Raw genomic sequence first — 15,436 nt, forward strand, 5'->3', positions numbered from 1 at the left:
ATGTCATTAAGCTCGGCACTCCTTACCGCTCAGAGTGCTCTGACGACGACGTCGAAACAGACAGCGTTGGTATCCCGCAATATTGCGGGTGCCAACGATCCCAATTTCACGCGTCGTATTGGTTCAGTCGTTAGTGGTCCCAACGGATCGACCTATCTGTCAGTCAGCCGTTCAGCCGACGACGCGCTTCTTTCGAAATACATCGAGACGAACAGCCAGCTCGGTGCGTCCGATACCATGAAAAGCGGTCTTGACCGGCTTTCGGGCATTTACTCCGCCAACAATGCGTCGGGTTCGCCAAGTGCTCTGCTGGGCGACCTGCGCGACTCGCTGCAGCAATACGCATCGCAGCCGGGCAATAACTCTGTCGGCGAAGCGGCGGTTTCCAAGGCCATCAACCTTGCCAATGCCCTGAACAAGGGTACGAACGATGTTCAGAAACTGCGGCAGGATGCCGACAGCGACATCAATGACTCCGTCAAGAACATCAATGCGCTGCTGGCAAAGTTTGAAACCGTCAACAACCGTGTGATCAACGGAACGCGGTCCGGTGCTGACGTGTCGGATTTCCTTGACCAGCGCGATGGTCTTTTGAAGGAGATCTCCGGCGAGATCGGCATCACGACAATGGTGCGCGGCGACAATGATCTGGTGATTTTCGCCGAGTCCGGCGTGACCTTGTTTGAAGGATCGCCTCGTACGGTCAGCTTCACGCCGACAGCTGCCTTCGCGGCGGGTACATCAGGCAATCAGGTCTATGTCGATGGTGTGCCGCTGTCGCATGATACATTTCAGCAGCCTTACGGTAGCGGTCGCCTGAGCGGACTGATGCAGCTGCGCGATCAGACCGCACCTGCATACCAGAAGCAGCTTGATGAAGTCGCGCGCAGTCTTGTCGGCATGTTTGCTGAAAAAGACCAGAAAACGCCGTCTACTCTGCCAGATATTCCAGGGCTCTTCACCTATTCCGGGGCACCGGCCATGCCCGCGGACGCCACGATCTCGCCCGGTATAGCCGGAACGATCAAGGTTTCCTCGGCCTATATTCTGTCGGAAGGTGGCAGCCCGACGCTGTTGCGCGATGGCGGCACCAATCCGGCCAACCCGGACTATGTTCAGAATACCGGGGCATCGGCCGGTTATTCTGCCCGTTTGCAGGGATTGATCGGTGCCATCAACGCCCCGCGCAGCTACGATGCGGATGCCGGCATCAGCGGGCAACTGAGCCTTGTGGATTATTCCGCCGCCTCGATCAGCTCACTCGAAACCAAGCGCAAGTCTGTGACTGAAACCAACACCTATAACGGTGTACTGGCCTCGCGGGCGGAGGATGCAATTTCCAATGCATCCGGTGTGAATATCGATGTCGAGATGCAATCGATGCTCGAGCTTGAACATTCCTATCAGGCGTCGGCCCGGATTCTGTCCGCGGTGGACGCCATGCTGAACGAACTCTTGAACGCGGTGAAATAGCGATGAAAACCCAGTCCATTTCATCCTACATGCTGGCCAATTCGACCCGGAATATTCTGGCGAAGGCACAGGCGGATCTTATCAAGGCGAAGGAAGAGGCTACGACCGGCTTTATTTCCGATACCGGCCTCGCGCTCGGCAGCCGCACCGGCCAGTCAATTTCCCTGCGCAAGGAATATGATCGATTGACGGTTCTGACCGAGACGAACAATTTCATTGGCCAGCGTATGACGACTTCGCAAAATGCCCTCGGCAATCTCGTCAAGGGTGCAACCGATTTTCTTGGCACCGTCACTGCCCTGCGCGGCTCGACCGACGGTCATTCCGTTGCCGCAGACAAGGCCAAGAGCGGGTTGCAGACCACAACAGGTCTGGCCAACACAAACTACAATGGCGAGTATGTATTTGCCGGCGTGAACACCGATGTTCAGCCGATGGATGATTACTATGCGGATGGCAACCCGGCGCGCGCCGCGATCCAGAACGCCTTCCAGACTCAGTTCGGTTTTCCCATGACCGATCCGCAGGTGAAGAACATCACCGCGGACCAGATGAAGACCTTTCTCGATACGACCATGACAGCGCAGTTCAGCGCGGGTTCCTGGTCGACCAACTGGTCATCAGCTTCCGATACCCTGGTCAAAAGCCGCATCGCGCCGAGTGAACTGGCTGAAACCTCGGTCAGTGCCAACAATGCCGGATTCCGACAGCTGGCCATGAGCTACACCATGGTGGCCGAGCTTTCGAATATCGGTTTGAACCAGGGCGCCTTCGATGCCGTCATGGACAAGGCAATCTCAACGACGACCCAGAGCATTTCGTCGCTCACGGGCGCACAGTCCTTCCTTGGCGACGCACAGGCTCGAACCAAGGATGCGACAGACCGCCTGACTGTTCAGATCAAGGTTCTCAACAGTTCGGTCCTCGATATGGAAGCCGTTGATCCTTACGAGGCCGCCAACCGGGTGACTGCACTGACCACACAGATCGAGGCTTCCTATGCCCTGACCGTCAAGCTGCAGAGCCTGAGCCTGCTCAATTACCTGAAATAATCGCAACGGCTGCGGTTCCCGCGCCCGCTCATGCCGATACCGGAAAGACATATGTACCAGGCCCGATACAACGACATCATGGACGACGGCGCGGCGAGCGCCAAGGAACGTGAACGCTCATTGTTCGACCAGTCGATCATGATGCTGGAGGACGCGCGCGACGAAGGAGACTATTCCTTCAAAGGCATAGAGGCGATGCAGTTTACATCCCGGCTGTGGGTGATTGTGATCGAAGACCTCGGCAGTCCGGAGAACGGCCTGCCGCCGCAATTGCGCGCTTCGCTGATTTCGATAGGCATTTATATCCTCAAGGAGCTTGAAGAGATCCGCCAGGGCAGATCATCCGATTATGACGGCATTATCGAGATCACCAGAACCATTCGTGACGGGATCTGAACATCATGAAAATTACATTGCGTGCCGGTGAAAAGGTCTACATCAACGGCGCTATTCTGAGTGCGGACCGCAAGGTTTCCCTTGAACTCCTGAACGATGTGACCTTTCTGCTCGAGAGCCACGTCCTGCAGGCGAATGAAACGACAACCCCGCTGCGCCAGCTCTATTATGCGGCGCAGATCATGCTGATCAATCCGCTCATCAGGCATGAAGCAAACATCGCCTTCAAGCGCATGCTGGGCAACCTGCTGGCAACATTTGAAAACCAGCAGATGCTCAAGGAGCTGAAGCTGATCGACGAAATCGTCTGCAACGACCGGGTGTTCGAGGCGCTCAAAGCCATACGCGTACTCTATCCGCTGGAAGCCCAGATCCTGTCCGGCGATGCGGACTCCAATCATCCCCCCCATTCGGACCAGCCAAACAGGCCGGAGGCAATCGCATGACAACCACTCCTCTCGTCGGATCGTCAACCGGCAACACATCGGACTCGCCCAAGGCGAACGGTCCCAGTGTCGACTATCAGTCCTTTCTGAAGCTGCTTGTCGCGCAGATGAAGAACCAGGATCCGACACAACCGATGGACGGCACCGCCTATGTGGCACAGCTCGCCCAGTTCTCGAATGTCGAGCAATCGACGCTGATGAATCAGAAACTGGATCAGATCCTGGCCAGTGCTTCGCTGTCGCAGGCAGATGGTATCATCGGCCGGACTGTTACAAGCGCTGATGGCAAGATCACCGGTGTGGTGGAATCGGTCAAGATCTACAGCGATGGCATGATTGCCAAGCTGAAGGGTGGAGCCGAGTTGCCAATCACCGCCGGCATCGTCATCAGTTGATCGCCAGCAGCCAATCATGAATGAGGCCGATGCGCTCGACATCATCAACCAGGCTATCTGGACGGTGATTGTCGCTTCCGGTCCGGCGGTGGGCGCGGCCATGCTTGCCGGCGTCATCATCGCGCTGTTTCAGGCCTTGACGCAAATCCAGGAAGTGACGCTGACCTTCGTGCCGAAGATCATCGTCATTCTGGCCGTACTGGCGTTGACGGCTCCCTTTGTCGGTTCGCAGATCAATACGCTGACTCTGCTCACCTATTCGCGGATCGAAAAGGGCTTCTGAGCATCGAGGGTGAACCACGCACGCTTGTTGTGCAAGAACGAGATGTTCTCACCCCCCTCTGCCCTGTCGGGCATCTCCCCCACAAGGGGGGAGATCACATTGACATCAAAGATTTCGCGCTATTTTCAACATTGCAAATTGCCAGAAATATTAATGAAGGCTGATCTCCCCCCTTGCGGGGGAGATACCCGACAGGGCAGAGGGGGGTGAATTGGTCATCAGATTTGCCCTTCGTAAGAAAAACACACCAACTTATCCAACACTTCTCATCCTCGCGTATTCTCATCGTGTCCTTTCCGGCGGGAATGCTTCCGGAAACTTTCGAAAGTCGGGAAAGGATCGGCGCTTCGGCCTCGTGGGGAGAAAACCCATGGGACGGGGAGGTTTCGCTGAAGCTGTTCTCTTCATCTGGCGCAGCAGCCGGATGACAAGGCAGAACAGGCGGAAACGTAAAATCGTCGGGGCGGGTGGTCCTTGGATCGCAAGCATAGCATACAGAATACCCAAGACCCGCGTTCAAAGGACCGCCCGTCATTCTCTTCTTTCAATGGCCAGACGCAAAGGTGGGCGTGGCAACGGCGAAATGCGGATTTCGCTCTGTCCAATGATGGAAAATGCCCATCGCGGCCGCTTTGGCTTCGCGTAAGCTTCGCTCCCTATGCTCGTGCGGATCATAGGAGAATGCCGTGCAACAGGTCGCCGTCAAGAAACTGGGAGACAAGGGTTATCTGACCGGCAGCGATGTTGGCCTGGCACTCGGCATTGTCATCATCCTCACGGTGCTGTTTCTGCCCGTATCGCCGATGGTGCTGGATATCGGCCTCGCATTTTCCATCGCTCTCTCGGTCCTCATTCTCATGGTATCGCTGTGGATTCAGCGCCCGCTCGATTTTTCCGCGTTCCCCACGGTGCTGCTGATTGCCACCATGATGCGTCTGTCGCTCAACATTGCGACGACCCGCGTTATCCTCACCCATGGCGATGAAGGCTATGCGGCAGCGGGACAGGTGATCCACGGCTTTTCGCAGTTCGTCATGGGCGGTGATTTCGTCATCGGCCTCGTGGTCTTCGCCATTCTGGTCATCGTCAATTTTCTCGTCATCACCAAGGGTGCCACGCGTATCGCTGAAGTGGGCGCACGCTTCACGCTTGATGCCATTCCCGGCAAGCAGATGGCCATCGATGCGGATCTCTCGTCCGGCCTTATCGACGAGAAGGAGGCGCAGCACCGCCGCCGCGAACTGGAAGAGGAAAGCGCTTTTTTCGGTTCGATGGACGGTGCGTCAAAATTCGTGCGCGGCGATGCCATTGCCGGTCTCATCATCACCGCCGTCAACATTTTCGGCGGTATCATTATCGGTGTCACCCGGCACGGCATGGAAGTCAGCCAGGCGGCTGATGTCTTCACCAAGCTCTCCGTCGGTGACGGCCTGGTCACGCAGATCCCGGCGCTGATCGTATCGCTGGCCGCAGGCCTGCTGGTTTCCAAGGGCGGTACGCGCGGCTCCACCGACAAGGCGGTCTTCGGCCAGCTTGGCGCCTATCCCAAGGCCTTGTTCGTGGCAGCGCTCCTGCTGTTCGTCCTGGGTGTCCTGCCCGGTCTGCCGGCCTTTCCCTTTTTCATTCTGGCGCTCGGTCTTGTGGCGATCGGTATCTCGGTCCCGCGCAAGATTGCGCGCGTGGCAGCTGCAGCACTGGCGGAACAGGTCCAGCAGCGGAAAGCAGCCGAGGATGAAGACCGCAATTCCGTCCGCGCATCGCTTGAAACGGCGCAGATCGAGCTTTGCCTGGGCAAGCAGCTGTCTACCCGCCTGATGGCTTCGCAGCTGGAACTTGCGCACCGGGTCAACAAGATGCGCAAGAAATTTGCCACCGAGTACGGTTTCGTTGTTCCGGAGATCAAGGTAACCGACGACTTCCTGATCCCGCCGAAGGTCTATCGCATCAAGATTCACGGAACCGTGGTTGTCTCGCAGGAACTGCGCGTCGGCGAAATTCTGGTTATTCCCGGCGACCGCCCGATCCCCGAAATTCCGGGTGAAGAGGTGAGGGAGCCCGCATTCGGCATGAAGGCCTATTCGGTACCGGAAACTTTTGCAGCCGACCTCAAGCGCGACAACTACATGACCGTCGACAATCTCTCGGTGCTGCTGACGCACCTGAGCGAAATCGTCCGCAACAATCTGGCACAGCTCCTGTCCTACAAGGATATGCGGGCGCTGCTGGACCGGCTCGGTCCGGAATACCGCAAACTGCTGGACGATATCTGTCCTGCCCATCTTTCCTATTCGGGACTGCAGGCCGTGCTCAAGCTGCTACTGTCGGAGCGGGTGTCGATCCGTAACCTCAACCTTATTCTGGAAGCCATCGCCGAAGTGGCGCCGCATATCCGCCGTTCCGAAATGATCGTCGAACACGTCCGCATGCGCATGTCGCAGCAGATCTGCGGCGATCTCGCCGATAATGGCGTGCTTAGCGTCCTGCGCCTCGGCAACCGCTGGGACATGGTCTTCCATCAGAGCCTCAAGCGGGACGCTAAAGGCGACATCACCGAATTCGATATCGACCCGCGTCTGCTGGAACAATTCGGTACCGAAGCCAGCACCGCAATCCGCAAGCATCTTGATGCCGGCGAGCGCTTTGTTCTCGTCGCATCGCCGGAAGCGCGTCCCTATATCCGCATGATCATCGAAAGGCTGTTTGCCACGCTTTCCGTACTGTCCCATGTGGAGATCGCCCGTGGTGTCGAAGTCCGGTCGCTCGGAACGATTTCGTGAGGCTTTGACGAATGCCGCAGAATCTGGCGCTCAGCGACATGGTGATCGCCGCCCTTCTGGTCTTTGCCCGTGTCGGGTCGTGCCTGCTGATCATGCCGGGCATATCAAGTCCGCGCATTCCGATGCAGATACGGCTTTTCCTGGCTCTGGCCTGTTCGTTGATGGTGGTACCGCTCGTGCTCGGGCAGGTTTCGCCCGCAGCCGGTGCGGCGCCTCTGGTGCTGATGCGCATCATCGTTATCGAAGCCATTGTCGGTGCGATGATCGGCATTCTGGCGCGTATGTATTTCTGGGCCCTACAGTTCATGGCCCACACCATAGCCATGGCCACCGGCTATTCCGGCGCTCCGGGGGCGGGCATCGAATCCGAGGAGCCACAGGCGGCGATTGCAACCATCGTCACATTCTCGGCATTGCTCATGTTCTTCGTGACGGACCTGCACCTTGAAGTGTTGCGCGCCTTGCTGTCGTCCTATTCGGCGATCCCGGTGGACGGGGTTTTCCAGCCCGCCACCGCCATGGTCAATCTGACCGATACTTTGTCCAGGGCCTTCTTCAGCACCATCCGCATCGCGGCGCCGTTCATTGTCTTTGCGGTCGTCGTCAATATTGCGGTTGGGCTGATCAACAAGCTGACTCCGACGATCCCTGTTTATTTCATCTCCATGCCGTTCGTGCTCGCGGGCGGGTTGATGCTGCTCTATTTCAGCATGCCGGATCTACTGCGTTTCTTTACCAGCGAGACCGGCAGCTACCTCAGGAACTTTTGACATGGCTATCAGATCAGGGTCACGCACGTCGCTTCAGGGGATGATCAAATTGCAGGGCCTGACAAAGGCCCGGCATGAGATGGAACTGTCCCGGCTGACGGCGCAATCGCAGGCGATCGACGAAGAGAACGCGGCGCTGTTCCGCATGCAGGATGACCGCTTCGAAAGCGGCGCTGGTATTGTTCCCGCCGATCTCATCATGAAACGGCTGGAAACGAACAAGGCGAAACAGGCTCACCTGTCCGGGCAAATGGTGTCTGAAAAACGCAATCTGCTGATGGTCTCCCGCACGCTGGATATCCTGCGTGACCGGCTCCGCCAGCTCGAGCAGGACATGGAGCGAATCGCGGCGGCTGAAGAAATCGAGGAATATGTCATCCATACAATCGCTGGCGGCTCAAGCCTCCCGTAAGTTTGGACAGGTAAGGTACGACGCATGACACACGATGGGACAATGACTGATGGCCATTAATCCACCTTCCGATCTGGTGCTGGATGTTGCCAATGCAGCAGATCCGGAAACCTTGCGGGCTTCAGTCGAGAAGCTTCGCAGTCTTGCCTCGGCCCGGGTGGAAGCCCAGACGCGGCTTTCGCGCGAGACGTTTGCATCCATACAGCAGGCGGGTACCCCGACGGTTTCCATCGGAAGTACAAGTGCGCCAAGCGCACCAAATGCGGCCTACAAGAAATTTGAATCATTCATGCTGCAGTCCTTTGTTGAATCCATGTTTACCGGCGACAATCAGGCCGTGTTCGGTCAAGGGATTGCCGGCGATTACTGGAAGTCGATGATGTCGGAGGCCGTGGCCAAGAAAATGGCCGACGCCGGCGGCATCGGCGTGGCGAAGATGCTGGAACAGCAAAGCGCGCAGAAAGCGAAGAACGCGGCAGCGAGCGAAGCGTCCGCTGCCCCGATCTCAGACAGTTCCACTCAAAAACAGGACTCAAATGTCATTTTGTACCAGATCGAACGGCAACTCATTCACAAGCAATTGAAAACGACGAAACCTGTTGACGGAACCGGACAGGGCTGAGGCCGCCAGGATTGGAGGAAATGAATATGGATGTAGTCAACGATAACGAAAAGCTTGGCGCTGTGATCGAACATGCGCCGCTTGAATCCCAGATCGAGCCGGCGCTCGAACCTGTCCTCTTTGCGATCAAGCGTCTCGAAGAGGTGGTCGAGCGTGAAACGCAACTGCTGCTTGACGGCGAAACAATCGATCTTGCAGAAATCAATTCGCACAAGAGCCGCGGCCTGCGGGATTTCAACAAGGCGATGAACAAGGCCGCGAAAACCGCCGGAATACCGGCCCTGAAATCGCTCCAGCCGGTGCTGGATGCGCTGCGCCAGAAACTGGACCGCAACTGCGACGCCATCAAGCTGCACCTGCGCGCCGTGACGGAGCTGACAGGTCTCATCCGTGATGCGCTTGAAACGCAGGAAGCCGATGGCACCTACACGGCCCAGCAGATGAGGAACGGGCAGGGCGCATGATCCGTATCGTCCTGATCGGCCTGTGGATCTGCGGCGTCGCGCTGGGGTCGTTGTATTTTGCCGTGTGGCAGAATTCAGCGACGGCAGCCGTTTCATCGCAGAGCAAGGACCTGCTCGATTTCGGCAAGACGGATGTTTTCAGTGTTCCGATCATTCTGGATGGCTCGGTTGAAGGCTATATCGTGGTGCAGCTCGGCTATACGCTGGACAGCCGCGTGAAAGCCTCGGTCACCGTACCTGTCGCTCCGTTCATCAATGATGAAGTTTTCCGCCAGTTCTACGGGCATTTTTCCGATGTAAAAGATGTGCAGAAGGTGGAATTTGCCAGTGTCAAACAATCCGTAATTGACGGTGTGAATGCAAAATTTCCCGAACCGCTGGTGCGCGATCTGCTTGTCGAGCAGTTCAATTATATCACGGCCAAGGAAATCCGCGACCAGAACACCAAAGGTCTGCCGCGCCAGACGCCTCCAGCTCCATAATTCACATCATAAAGAATAGTATTTTCCGGCAAGTGCACTGAGGACAGCCTCGCTGAGAGGCGGCACATGCGCATCTTCTACGAAGCGCACGCCGAAATCTCCGTCCTTGTGCCAGACGATTTCAGTCATAAGCGCTCCGCGATGCTGATCGTCGAACAGCCAGAAGCGATTGGGAATGGAACAAGGGGTCACTGTGCGGATGCGGGCCCCGCCGCCGGCAATATTGTGGAAATGACATTCCGTCAGAAACTGGCCCTCAAGCGTTGCAAGCTTTCCCGAGCGCAGGCGTGTGCGCTTGCGCTCTTCAATACGCTTTTCCGTCTTGTGGCCGGATTCTGTTGGTGGCATCGATGGTTGGTCCAGCAAGGATTGATAGATCGGCGCGAGCCTGTGTCGTGGAGACACAGTTCTACCGGCAGTTGTCCTTGATGGTATAAGTCCAAAACTATTGCAAAACCGTTATGCTGAAAAGGGACGAGCGCCCATCCGGTTGACAGAGCGCTCGTCCTCTCTTGGTGAGATGTCAGCGGCGCGGCAGGAGTTTCTGAACTTCGTCGGCAGCGCTGTTCAGGGCTTCCTCCGGCGTGGCGGACTGCTCGACAACACGTGAGAGGTTGTCGACGATGGTTTGTGTCACCTTGACGCCGTTCGTGCCGGGGAAAGCATACCAGGGGATCATCAGGTTCATCTGATTGAGTCCGGCCTGAAACAGCGGGTTCTGCTTGTAGAAATCGGCGAGATATTCCGGTGACTTTGCCGCGAGTTCGTTGTTCGGCACATAGCCCGTTCCGGGAACCACGACCGAAGCGCCGTAGGGCCCGGCGGCAAACTTGGCAAACTTCCATGCGGCCTGCTGCTTGGCGCTATCCTTGGTCAGGATGACGACGGCATTGCCGCCCGTGGGCAGATGACCTTTTTCCGGATTGAGCAGCGGCAGCGGTCCGGTGCGCAGGTCAAACTTGCTGCCGACATTCTTGATCGTGTTGCGCAAGGCGCCGGTGGTCTGGAAGGTGAATCCGACTTTGCCGGCAACGAAGGCCTGTTCACCCGCCTGCTTCGTCAGAACGGGCATGCCGCCTTCCTTGACCAGACGGCTGATCAGGTTGAAGGCAGCGATGCCTTCCGGGCCGTTGAAAGCGACTTTCTTTTCGTCGGGCGAAAGCATGGTGCCACCGGCACCGAACAGCAGGGCAGAGAACATCCAGTCATCGCCCTGCCAGCGGAAGTCGATGCCGTCATTGCCGTTGCCCAGCGCCTTGACCTTGGCGCCAAGAGCAATCACCTCGTCCCAGGTCTTAGGCGGCTGGTCGGGATTGCCGCCCGCCTGCCGGATGAGGTCGGCATTGTAATACATGATCGGGTTCGATGTGGCGAAGGCAAGGCCAACCTGTTGGCCGCCGACCTGGGCGAGGCGGAGAATGCTATCGCTGAAGCCTTGAGCTGCCATGTCGGATTCCTTGGCGATCAGCGGCTTCATATCAACGTTGACGCCGCGCTCGGCAATCATGCGCAGACGGTTGAGGCCGATGAAGGTGATATCGGGCATCTCGGCTGTTCCGGCCTGCCGCAGGATCGTCTGGATGCCTTCCTCATACGTGGCTGAAGGGCTGACGAAGCTGATCTTGATATCAGGGTTTTCTTCCATGAACTTCTTGGAGATCACATCCATCACGTCCTTGAAGAAGCCGGGCATCGGATAGTGCACGTTCAGCGTCGTTTCCGCCGAAGCGGGAACAGTGAACGCGGTGGCGATCGCGGCTGCCGCAATCGTCTTTCGGAAGAAGTTCATAATTATCTCCTGGTCTTGGGAATGGTCAGCCTTTGAGGCCGGTGAGGGTGATGCCTTCGATGAAACGCCGCTGTGCCAGCAGGAACGCTGCGACGAGCGGCAGGGTGATGATAAGTGTTGCGGCCATCAGCGCCCCGTAATCGTCGCCAGCTTCGGCGGCCCGGAAGAACAACAAACCCAAGGGCGGTGTCGCCCGTTCGGTGCCTGTTATGACGATGAGCGGCCAGAAGAGGTCGTTCCAGTGTGCAACCACGGAGAAGATCGCAAAGGCTGTGACGGCAGGCCAGGCATTGGGAACGATAACCCGGTTGACGATGGCGAGTTCCGACATGCCATCCAGCCGGGCGGCCGAGATGAGGTCATCCGGCATGGCGCGGAAGAACTGCAGAAACAGGAAGATGCCGAAGACCGAGATAAAGAACGGGGCCGAGAGGGCAAAATAGCTGTTCAGCATGCCGGCCTTGTTCAGGGCGACATAGATGGGCAGGGCGGTCGCATGAATGGGGATGAGCAGGCCGAGCATGACCAGCGTCATCATGGTTTGCGCCGCACGGAATTTCAGCTTGGCCATGGCATAGGCGCAGGGAATGGCGATAACAACCTGAAAGAAGAAGATGAGGCCGCAGACGATCAGGCCGTTCAACAGGAGCTGGCCCATAGGGACCCGGGTGAAAGCCTTGGCAAGGTTCTCCCACAGCGCCCAGTGCTGCGGCAGCAGGGTGAGCGAGGAGGAGAAGATTTCCTCGCGGGATTTAGCCGCCGTGGAAATCATCCAGATATAGGGTGCCAGAAAGACAAGCGCTCCGGCGGACAGGATGCCGAGGCGCAGGTTGCGCATGGAGAAGAGGGCGGTGTTTCTCATGTGTAATGCACCCGTCTGTCGAGAACCCGGTACTGCACGAGCATCAGCACGATGAGGAACGCGAGGAAGATGACTGTCATGGCGGAGGCATAGCCCACCCGCAGATAGACAAAGCCTTCCTGATAGATGGTCCACAGCAGCACTTCCGAACTCTTGTTCGGTCCGCCCTCTGTCAATGTCTTGACCGTCTCGAACACCTTCACCGCATTGATCACGCTGATGGTTGTCACGAAGAGAGTCGTTGGCCCGAGCATTGGCCACGTGACCAGCCGGAAACGTTCCCAGCTGCCCTTGGCGCCGTCCACTTCCGCTGCAGCATAAAGCTCGCGCGGGATAGCCGTCAGGCCCGCGAGAAACAGCACCATATTGAAACCGACGGACTGCCAGATGCCGATGATCGCCAGACTGATGAGAACGGTACTGCTGCTGCCAAGCCAGTTGGGACCGGCAATTCCAAGCATGGACAGCATGGCATTGACTGGGCCGATGGTTGGATGCAGCAGGTACTGGAACACTGTGGCCATGGCCACGAGCAACGATGCGACGGGCAGAAAATATACGGTGCGGAAGAAGGCCCGGCCACGCGTTTCGCTTTCGATGAGCAGAGCGACGCCGAGGCCGATGAACACGGAAAAGGGTGTGACGATGGCCGTGTAGACGGCGGTATTCTTGAGTGAAATGAGGAAAGTCCGGTCACCGAACAGTTCGATATAATTGTCGAGGCCGACAAACTGGAAATCGTCATAGCCCAGTTCATAATTCGTCAGGCTGAAAACAAAGACGGCGAGCGTCGGCAGCAGTATCAGGACGATAATGAGCACGATCGCCGGAGCGGCCAGCTGCCACGCTACCCGCTCTTCCCTTCTGGCGGCGCGGATGGCCGCCTGCCGGGCCGTGGTTTGATCTGCAGGGAGAGGGCCGGACACCGCTATCTCACGCATCGACGCTGACCTTTGCCGGTGCCCGCAGTGGCACACGCAGCCCGTCCTGCCCGAAGACGAGACAGGCATCCTTGTCGATCACAAGCGTAACCGGTGCGCCGGCGCTCAGATGCACGACGTCGACGGGTGCAGCCTTGACGACAAGACCGTCTTCAACACCGTCGACTTCAGTCGTCACCAGCACTTCCGAGCCGAGGAATTCCAGCCGGGAGACCGTGGCGGCGATACCCTTGGCGCCGTGCGGCTTGAGCTTGATGCGCTCCGGCCGGATACCCAGCTGAACCAGCGTTCCAACCGGCCCGGTGACGCCATTGACCACTGCTTTGCCACCGAAGAACACCGCGCCATCATCCGAGGTCGTGGCATTGATGATATTGATGCGGGGGCTGCCGACGAACTTTGCCACCTCGATATGGCGCGGGTTGTCATAGATCTCGGCGGGCGGCGCAAACTGCAATACCCTGCCGCCCATCATCACGGCGACCCTGTCGGCCATGCTGAGGGCTTCGGACTGGTCATGCGTGACGTAAATGGTGGGCACGCCGGTGCGCCGGTGCAGATCAACGATTTCAGCGCGGGTATGCACGCGCAGATTGGCATCGAGATTGGAAAGCGGCTCGTCCATCAGGAAAACGCCGGGTTGGCGCACGAGCGCTCGTGCCAATGCCACGCGCTGGCGCTGGCCGCCGGACATCTGTCCGGGCTTGCGGTCAAGCAGATGGTCGATCTTGAGACTGGTTGCTGTGGCCAGTACCTGCTGTTTGATAGCCGCCTGGGTGGTGCTTCTGCCTGCCATGAAACGACCCAGAAAGGGCATGCGCTGCAGGGTGGACAGATTCCGCATGGCCAGAGGCACCGCAATGTTCTGCTCGGCGGTCAGGTGCGGGTAGAGCGCATAGGACTGGAAGACCATCGCCACATTGCGATCGGCCGGATGCTCCGCCGTGATCTCGCGATCACCCATCCAGATGCTGCCGGCATCGCCGTGATCGAGACCGGCGGCAATGCGCAGCAACGTGCTCTTGCCACAGCCCGATGGCCCGACCAGCGCGATGAACTCGCCGGCCTCAGCCTCAATGCTGACATCGTTCAGAATGCTGTTCGTGCCATAGGATTTCGAAATATTCCTGAGGGCAAACGCGCTCATGCGGCCGTCTCCGGTGCCTGCGCTATGCGTGCACGTGGATAGACTTCCTCGATGACGTCATCGAGGACAAAGCGGGACAGGCTGTTGATCTCGACGATTTCTGTTTCGGCCCTATCGGCCAGCGTATGGATTGCCGCGCCAAGAATGCGCTCGCCGGGCATGTCGCGTTCCATGTCCCCGACGATGAAGGAGGAAGCCGGTGCCCAGACAAGACTCGTATTGTTGTGCATGCCCTGCCATGCGCGATGCAGATGGCCGCTCGCATGCAAAGCCACATCATATTCTTCGATAAGGTCAAGAAGCTTCCTGCGCGGCGCAGGACGAACGCTCCAGTAGCCCGTCTCACCTTCGTCGGCGGCATCTACAAACAGCGGCTTGTGTGCGAAGATGGCGATGCGGCGTGTCTCCGCCTCGGCGAGCGCATCTTCGAGCCAATCGAACTGCTCTTCCTCTTCAAGGCTGTCATTGCCCAGAATGAGGCTGTTGAGGCCCACCAGCCGCCAGCCGTCCATGTCATGAATCCAGCGGTCCGGCCCGATCACCGCGCGCCAGCGGTCGATGCGGGTCGCGCTGACGGGCTGCGGGCTGCCGGGCATATGGCCAATATCGTGGTTGCCGGGCAGGCTCAGAACCTTGACGGGTAGTTCGTTCAGCAATCCGGCAGAGAAAGCCAGATCATCCTCGATGTCGGCGCCGTCGATGGAAAGATCGCCCGTATGCACCACCAGATCCGGCTTCTGATCCGCGACCCATTGGGCCAGAGGTGACCAGTTGGCATTAAAATGGGCCTTGGAAGGGCTGAGGTGAGTGTCGGTGATCTGGATGATCCGCACGGGATATCTCTCTTCAAAATTGGACAATGGGGTGCGCATGCATTGCCGGGAGCAGGTCGAATTCAACCGGACCGGGTGCGGGGTCTTCTTAGGCTTGGTCTGTGACAGCTACGTTTCAAGCCAATGACAATTCGATGAACGTCATCGCGTTGCGGGAAACCGTGAAGGGGGGAAAAGCGGCCGCAATTTCTGGTTGATAAGTGGTGAACATTCTCCCGTTCACCATAATTATTTACATCTTATCAACCTCGGTCTCGGTAGTCTCAGCACATACCCAGTCAGTTGGCCAATC

18 protein-coding genes are annotated in these 15,436 nt (G+C 57.9%); 12 read left to right on the top strand and 6 right to left on the bottom strand.

The window, feature by feature from the left end; all coding sequences use genetic code 11:
* The 12 genes from flgK (at window position 1) to FHW16_RS17230 (ending at window position 9,572) form a co-directional block, all read left to right on the top strand.
* Complete coding sequence (flgK, locus tag FHW16_RS17175) at window positions 1-1,473, top strand: flagellar hook-associated protein FlgK (protein WP_182550451.1); 1,473 nt, start codon at window positions 1-3, stop codon at window positions 1,471-1,473.
* 2 nt (window positions 1,474-1,475) lie between these two features.
* Window positions 1,476-2,525 (top strand): flagellar hook-associated family protein, encoded by a 1,050-nt coding sequence (locus FHW16_RS17180; protein ID WP_182550452.1) that lies wholly within the window; start codon window positions 1,476-1,478, stop codon window positions 2,523-2,525.
* 51 nt (window positions 2,526-2,576) lie between these two features.
* Window positions 2,577-2,921: a flagellar biosynthesis regulator FlaF gene (gene flaF, locus FHW16_RS17185; RefSeq protein ID WP_182550453.1), complete on the top strand. Its 345-nt coding sequence runs from the start codon at window positions 2,577-2,579 to the stop codon at window positions 2,919-2,921.
* Between the two features lie 5 nt (window positions 2,922-2,926).
* Window positions 2,927-3,367, top strand: coding sequence for a flagellar biosynthesis repressor FlbT (flbT, locus tag FHW16_RS17190; protein WP_182550454.1), 441 nt, complete (start codon window positions 2,927-2,929; stop codon window positions 3,365-3,367).
* Window positions 3,364-3,762: a flagellar hook assembly protein FlgD gene (gene flgD, locus FHW16_RS17195; protein ID WP_182550455.1), complete on the top strand. Its 399-nt coding sequence runs from the start codon at window positions 3,364-3,366 to the stop codon at window positions 3,760-3,762. Before flbT ends, flgD begins: the two co-directional genes overlap by 4 nt.
* A gap of 16 nt (window positions 3,763-3,778) precedes the next feature.
* Window positions 3,779-4,045 (top strand): flagellar biosynthetic protein FliQ, encoded by a 267-nt coding sequence (locus FHW16_RS17200; protein ID WP_182550456.1) that lies wholly within the window; start codon window positions 3,779-3,781, stop codon window positions 4,043-4,045.
* Window positions 4,046-4,731: 686 nt separating this feature from the next.
* Window positions 4,732-6,822 carry a flagellar biosynthesis protein FlhA gene (gene flhA, locus FHW16_RS17205; protein WP_182550457.1) on the top strand — a complete coding sequence of 697 codons (2,091 nt, stop codon included), beginning with the start codon at window positions 4,732-4,734 and terminating at the stop codon, window positions 6,820-6,822.
* Between the two features lie 11 nt (window positions 6,823-6,833).
* Window positions 6,834-7,592 (top strand): flagellar biosynthetic protein FliR, encoded by a 759-nt coding sequence (gene fliR, locus FHW16_RS17210; protein WP_182550458.1) that lies wholly within the window; start codon window positions 6,834-6,836, stop codon window positions 7,590-7,592.
* A 1-nt stretch (window position 7,593) separates the two neighbouring features.
* A complete protein-coding gene (locus tag FHW16_RS17215; protein ID WP_182550459.1) occupies window positions 7,594-8,004 on the top strand; it encodes a hypothetical protein in 411 nt (136 codons plus the stop codon).
* A gap of 49 nt (window positions 8,005-8,053) precedes the next feature.
* Complete coding sequence (locus FHW16_RS17220) at window positions 8,054-8,626, top strand: rod-binding protein (protein WP_182550460.1); 573 nt, start codon at window positions 8,054-8,056, stop codon at window positions 8,624-8,626.
* 26 nt (window positions 8,627-8,652) lie between these two features.
* Entirely contained in the window at window positions 8,653-9,090 is a 438-nt protein-coding gene (locus tag FHW16_RS17225) for a flagellar protein FlgN (RefSeq protein WP_182550557.1), read from the top strand.
* Window positions 9,087-9,572, top strand: coding sequence for a hypothetical protein (locus FHW16_RS17230; protein WP_182550461.1), 486 nt, complete (start codon window positions 9,087-9,089; stop codon window positions 9,570-9,572). Before FHW16_RS17225 ends, FHW16_RS17230 begins: the two co-directional genes overlap by 4 nt.
* A gap of 6 nt (window positions 9,573-9,578) precedes the next feature.
* Here the strand turns inward: FHW16_RS17230 and FHW16_RS17235 are convergent, their stop codons facing one another.
* The 6 genes from FHW16_RS17235 to FHW16_RS17260 all read right to left on the bottom strand — a co-directional run bounded on the left by FHW16_RS17235 (window position 9,579) and on the right by FHW16_RS17260 (window position 15,144).
* Entirely contained in the window at window positions 9,579-9,920 is a 342-nt protein-coding gene (locus FHW16_RS17235) for a PilZ domain-containing protein (RefSeq protein ID WP_182550462.1), read from the bottom strand.
* A 175-nt stretch (window positions 9,921-10,095) separates the two neighbouring features.
* On the bottom strand, window positions 10,096-11,361 hold the full coding sequence (locus FHW16_RS17240) for an ABC transporter substrate-binding protein (protein ID WP_182550463.1): 1,266 nt from the start codon (window positions 11,359-11,361) through the stop codon (window positions 10,096-10,098).
* 25 nt (window positions 11,362-11,386) lie between these two features.
* A complete protein-coding gene (locus tag FHW16_RS17245) occupies window positions 11,387-12,223 on the bottom strand; it encodes a carbohydrate ABC transporter permease (protein WP_182550464.1) in 837 nt (278 codons plus the stop codon).
* Window positions 12,220-13,164, bottom strand: coding sequence for a carbohydrate ABC transporter permease (locus FHW16_RS17250; protein WP_182550465.1), 945 nt, complete (start codon window positions 13,162-13,164; stop codon window positions 12,220-12,222). The genes FHW16_RS17245 and FHW16_RS17250 overlap by 4 nt, the downstream gene beginning before the upstream one ends.
* Window positions 13,157-14,311, bottom strand: a complete 1,155-nt coding sequence (locus FHW16_RS17255) for an ABC transporter ATP-binding protein (protein ID WP_182550466.1) — start codon at window positions 14,309-14,311, stop codon at window positions 13,157-13,159. Before FHW16_RS17255 ends, FHW16_RS17250 begins: the two co-directional genes overlap by 8 nt.
* Window positions 14,308-15,144 (bottom strand): metallophosphoesterase, encoded by an 837-nt coding sequence (locus FHW16_RS17260; protein ID WP_182550467.1) that lies wholly within the window; start codon window positions 15,142-15,144, stop codon window positions 14,308-14,310. Before FHW16_RS17260 ends, FHW16_RS17255 begins: the two co-directional genes overlap by 4 nt.
* Between the last annotated feature and the right edge of the window lie 292 nt (window positions 15,145-15,436).

It is taken from the genome of Phyllobacterium myrsinacearum (assembly GCF_014138285.1).
GTDB classification, from domain to species: domain Bacteria; phylum Pseudomonadota; class Alphaproteobacteria; order Rhizobiales; family Rhizobiaceae; genus Phyllobacterium; species Phyllobacterium myrsinacearum_A.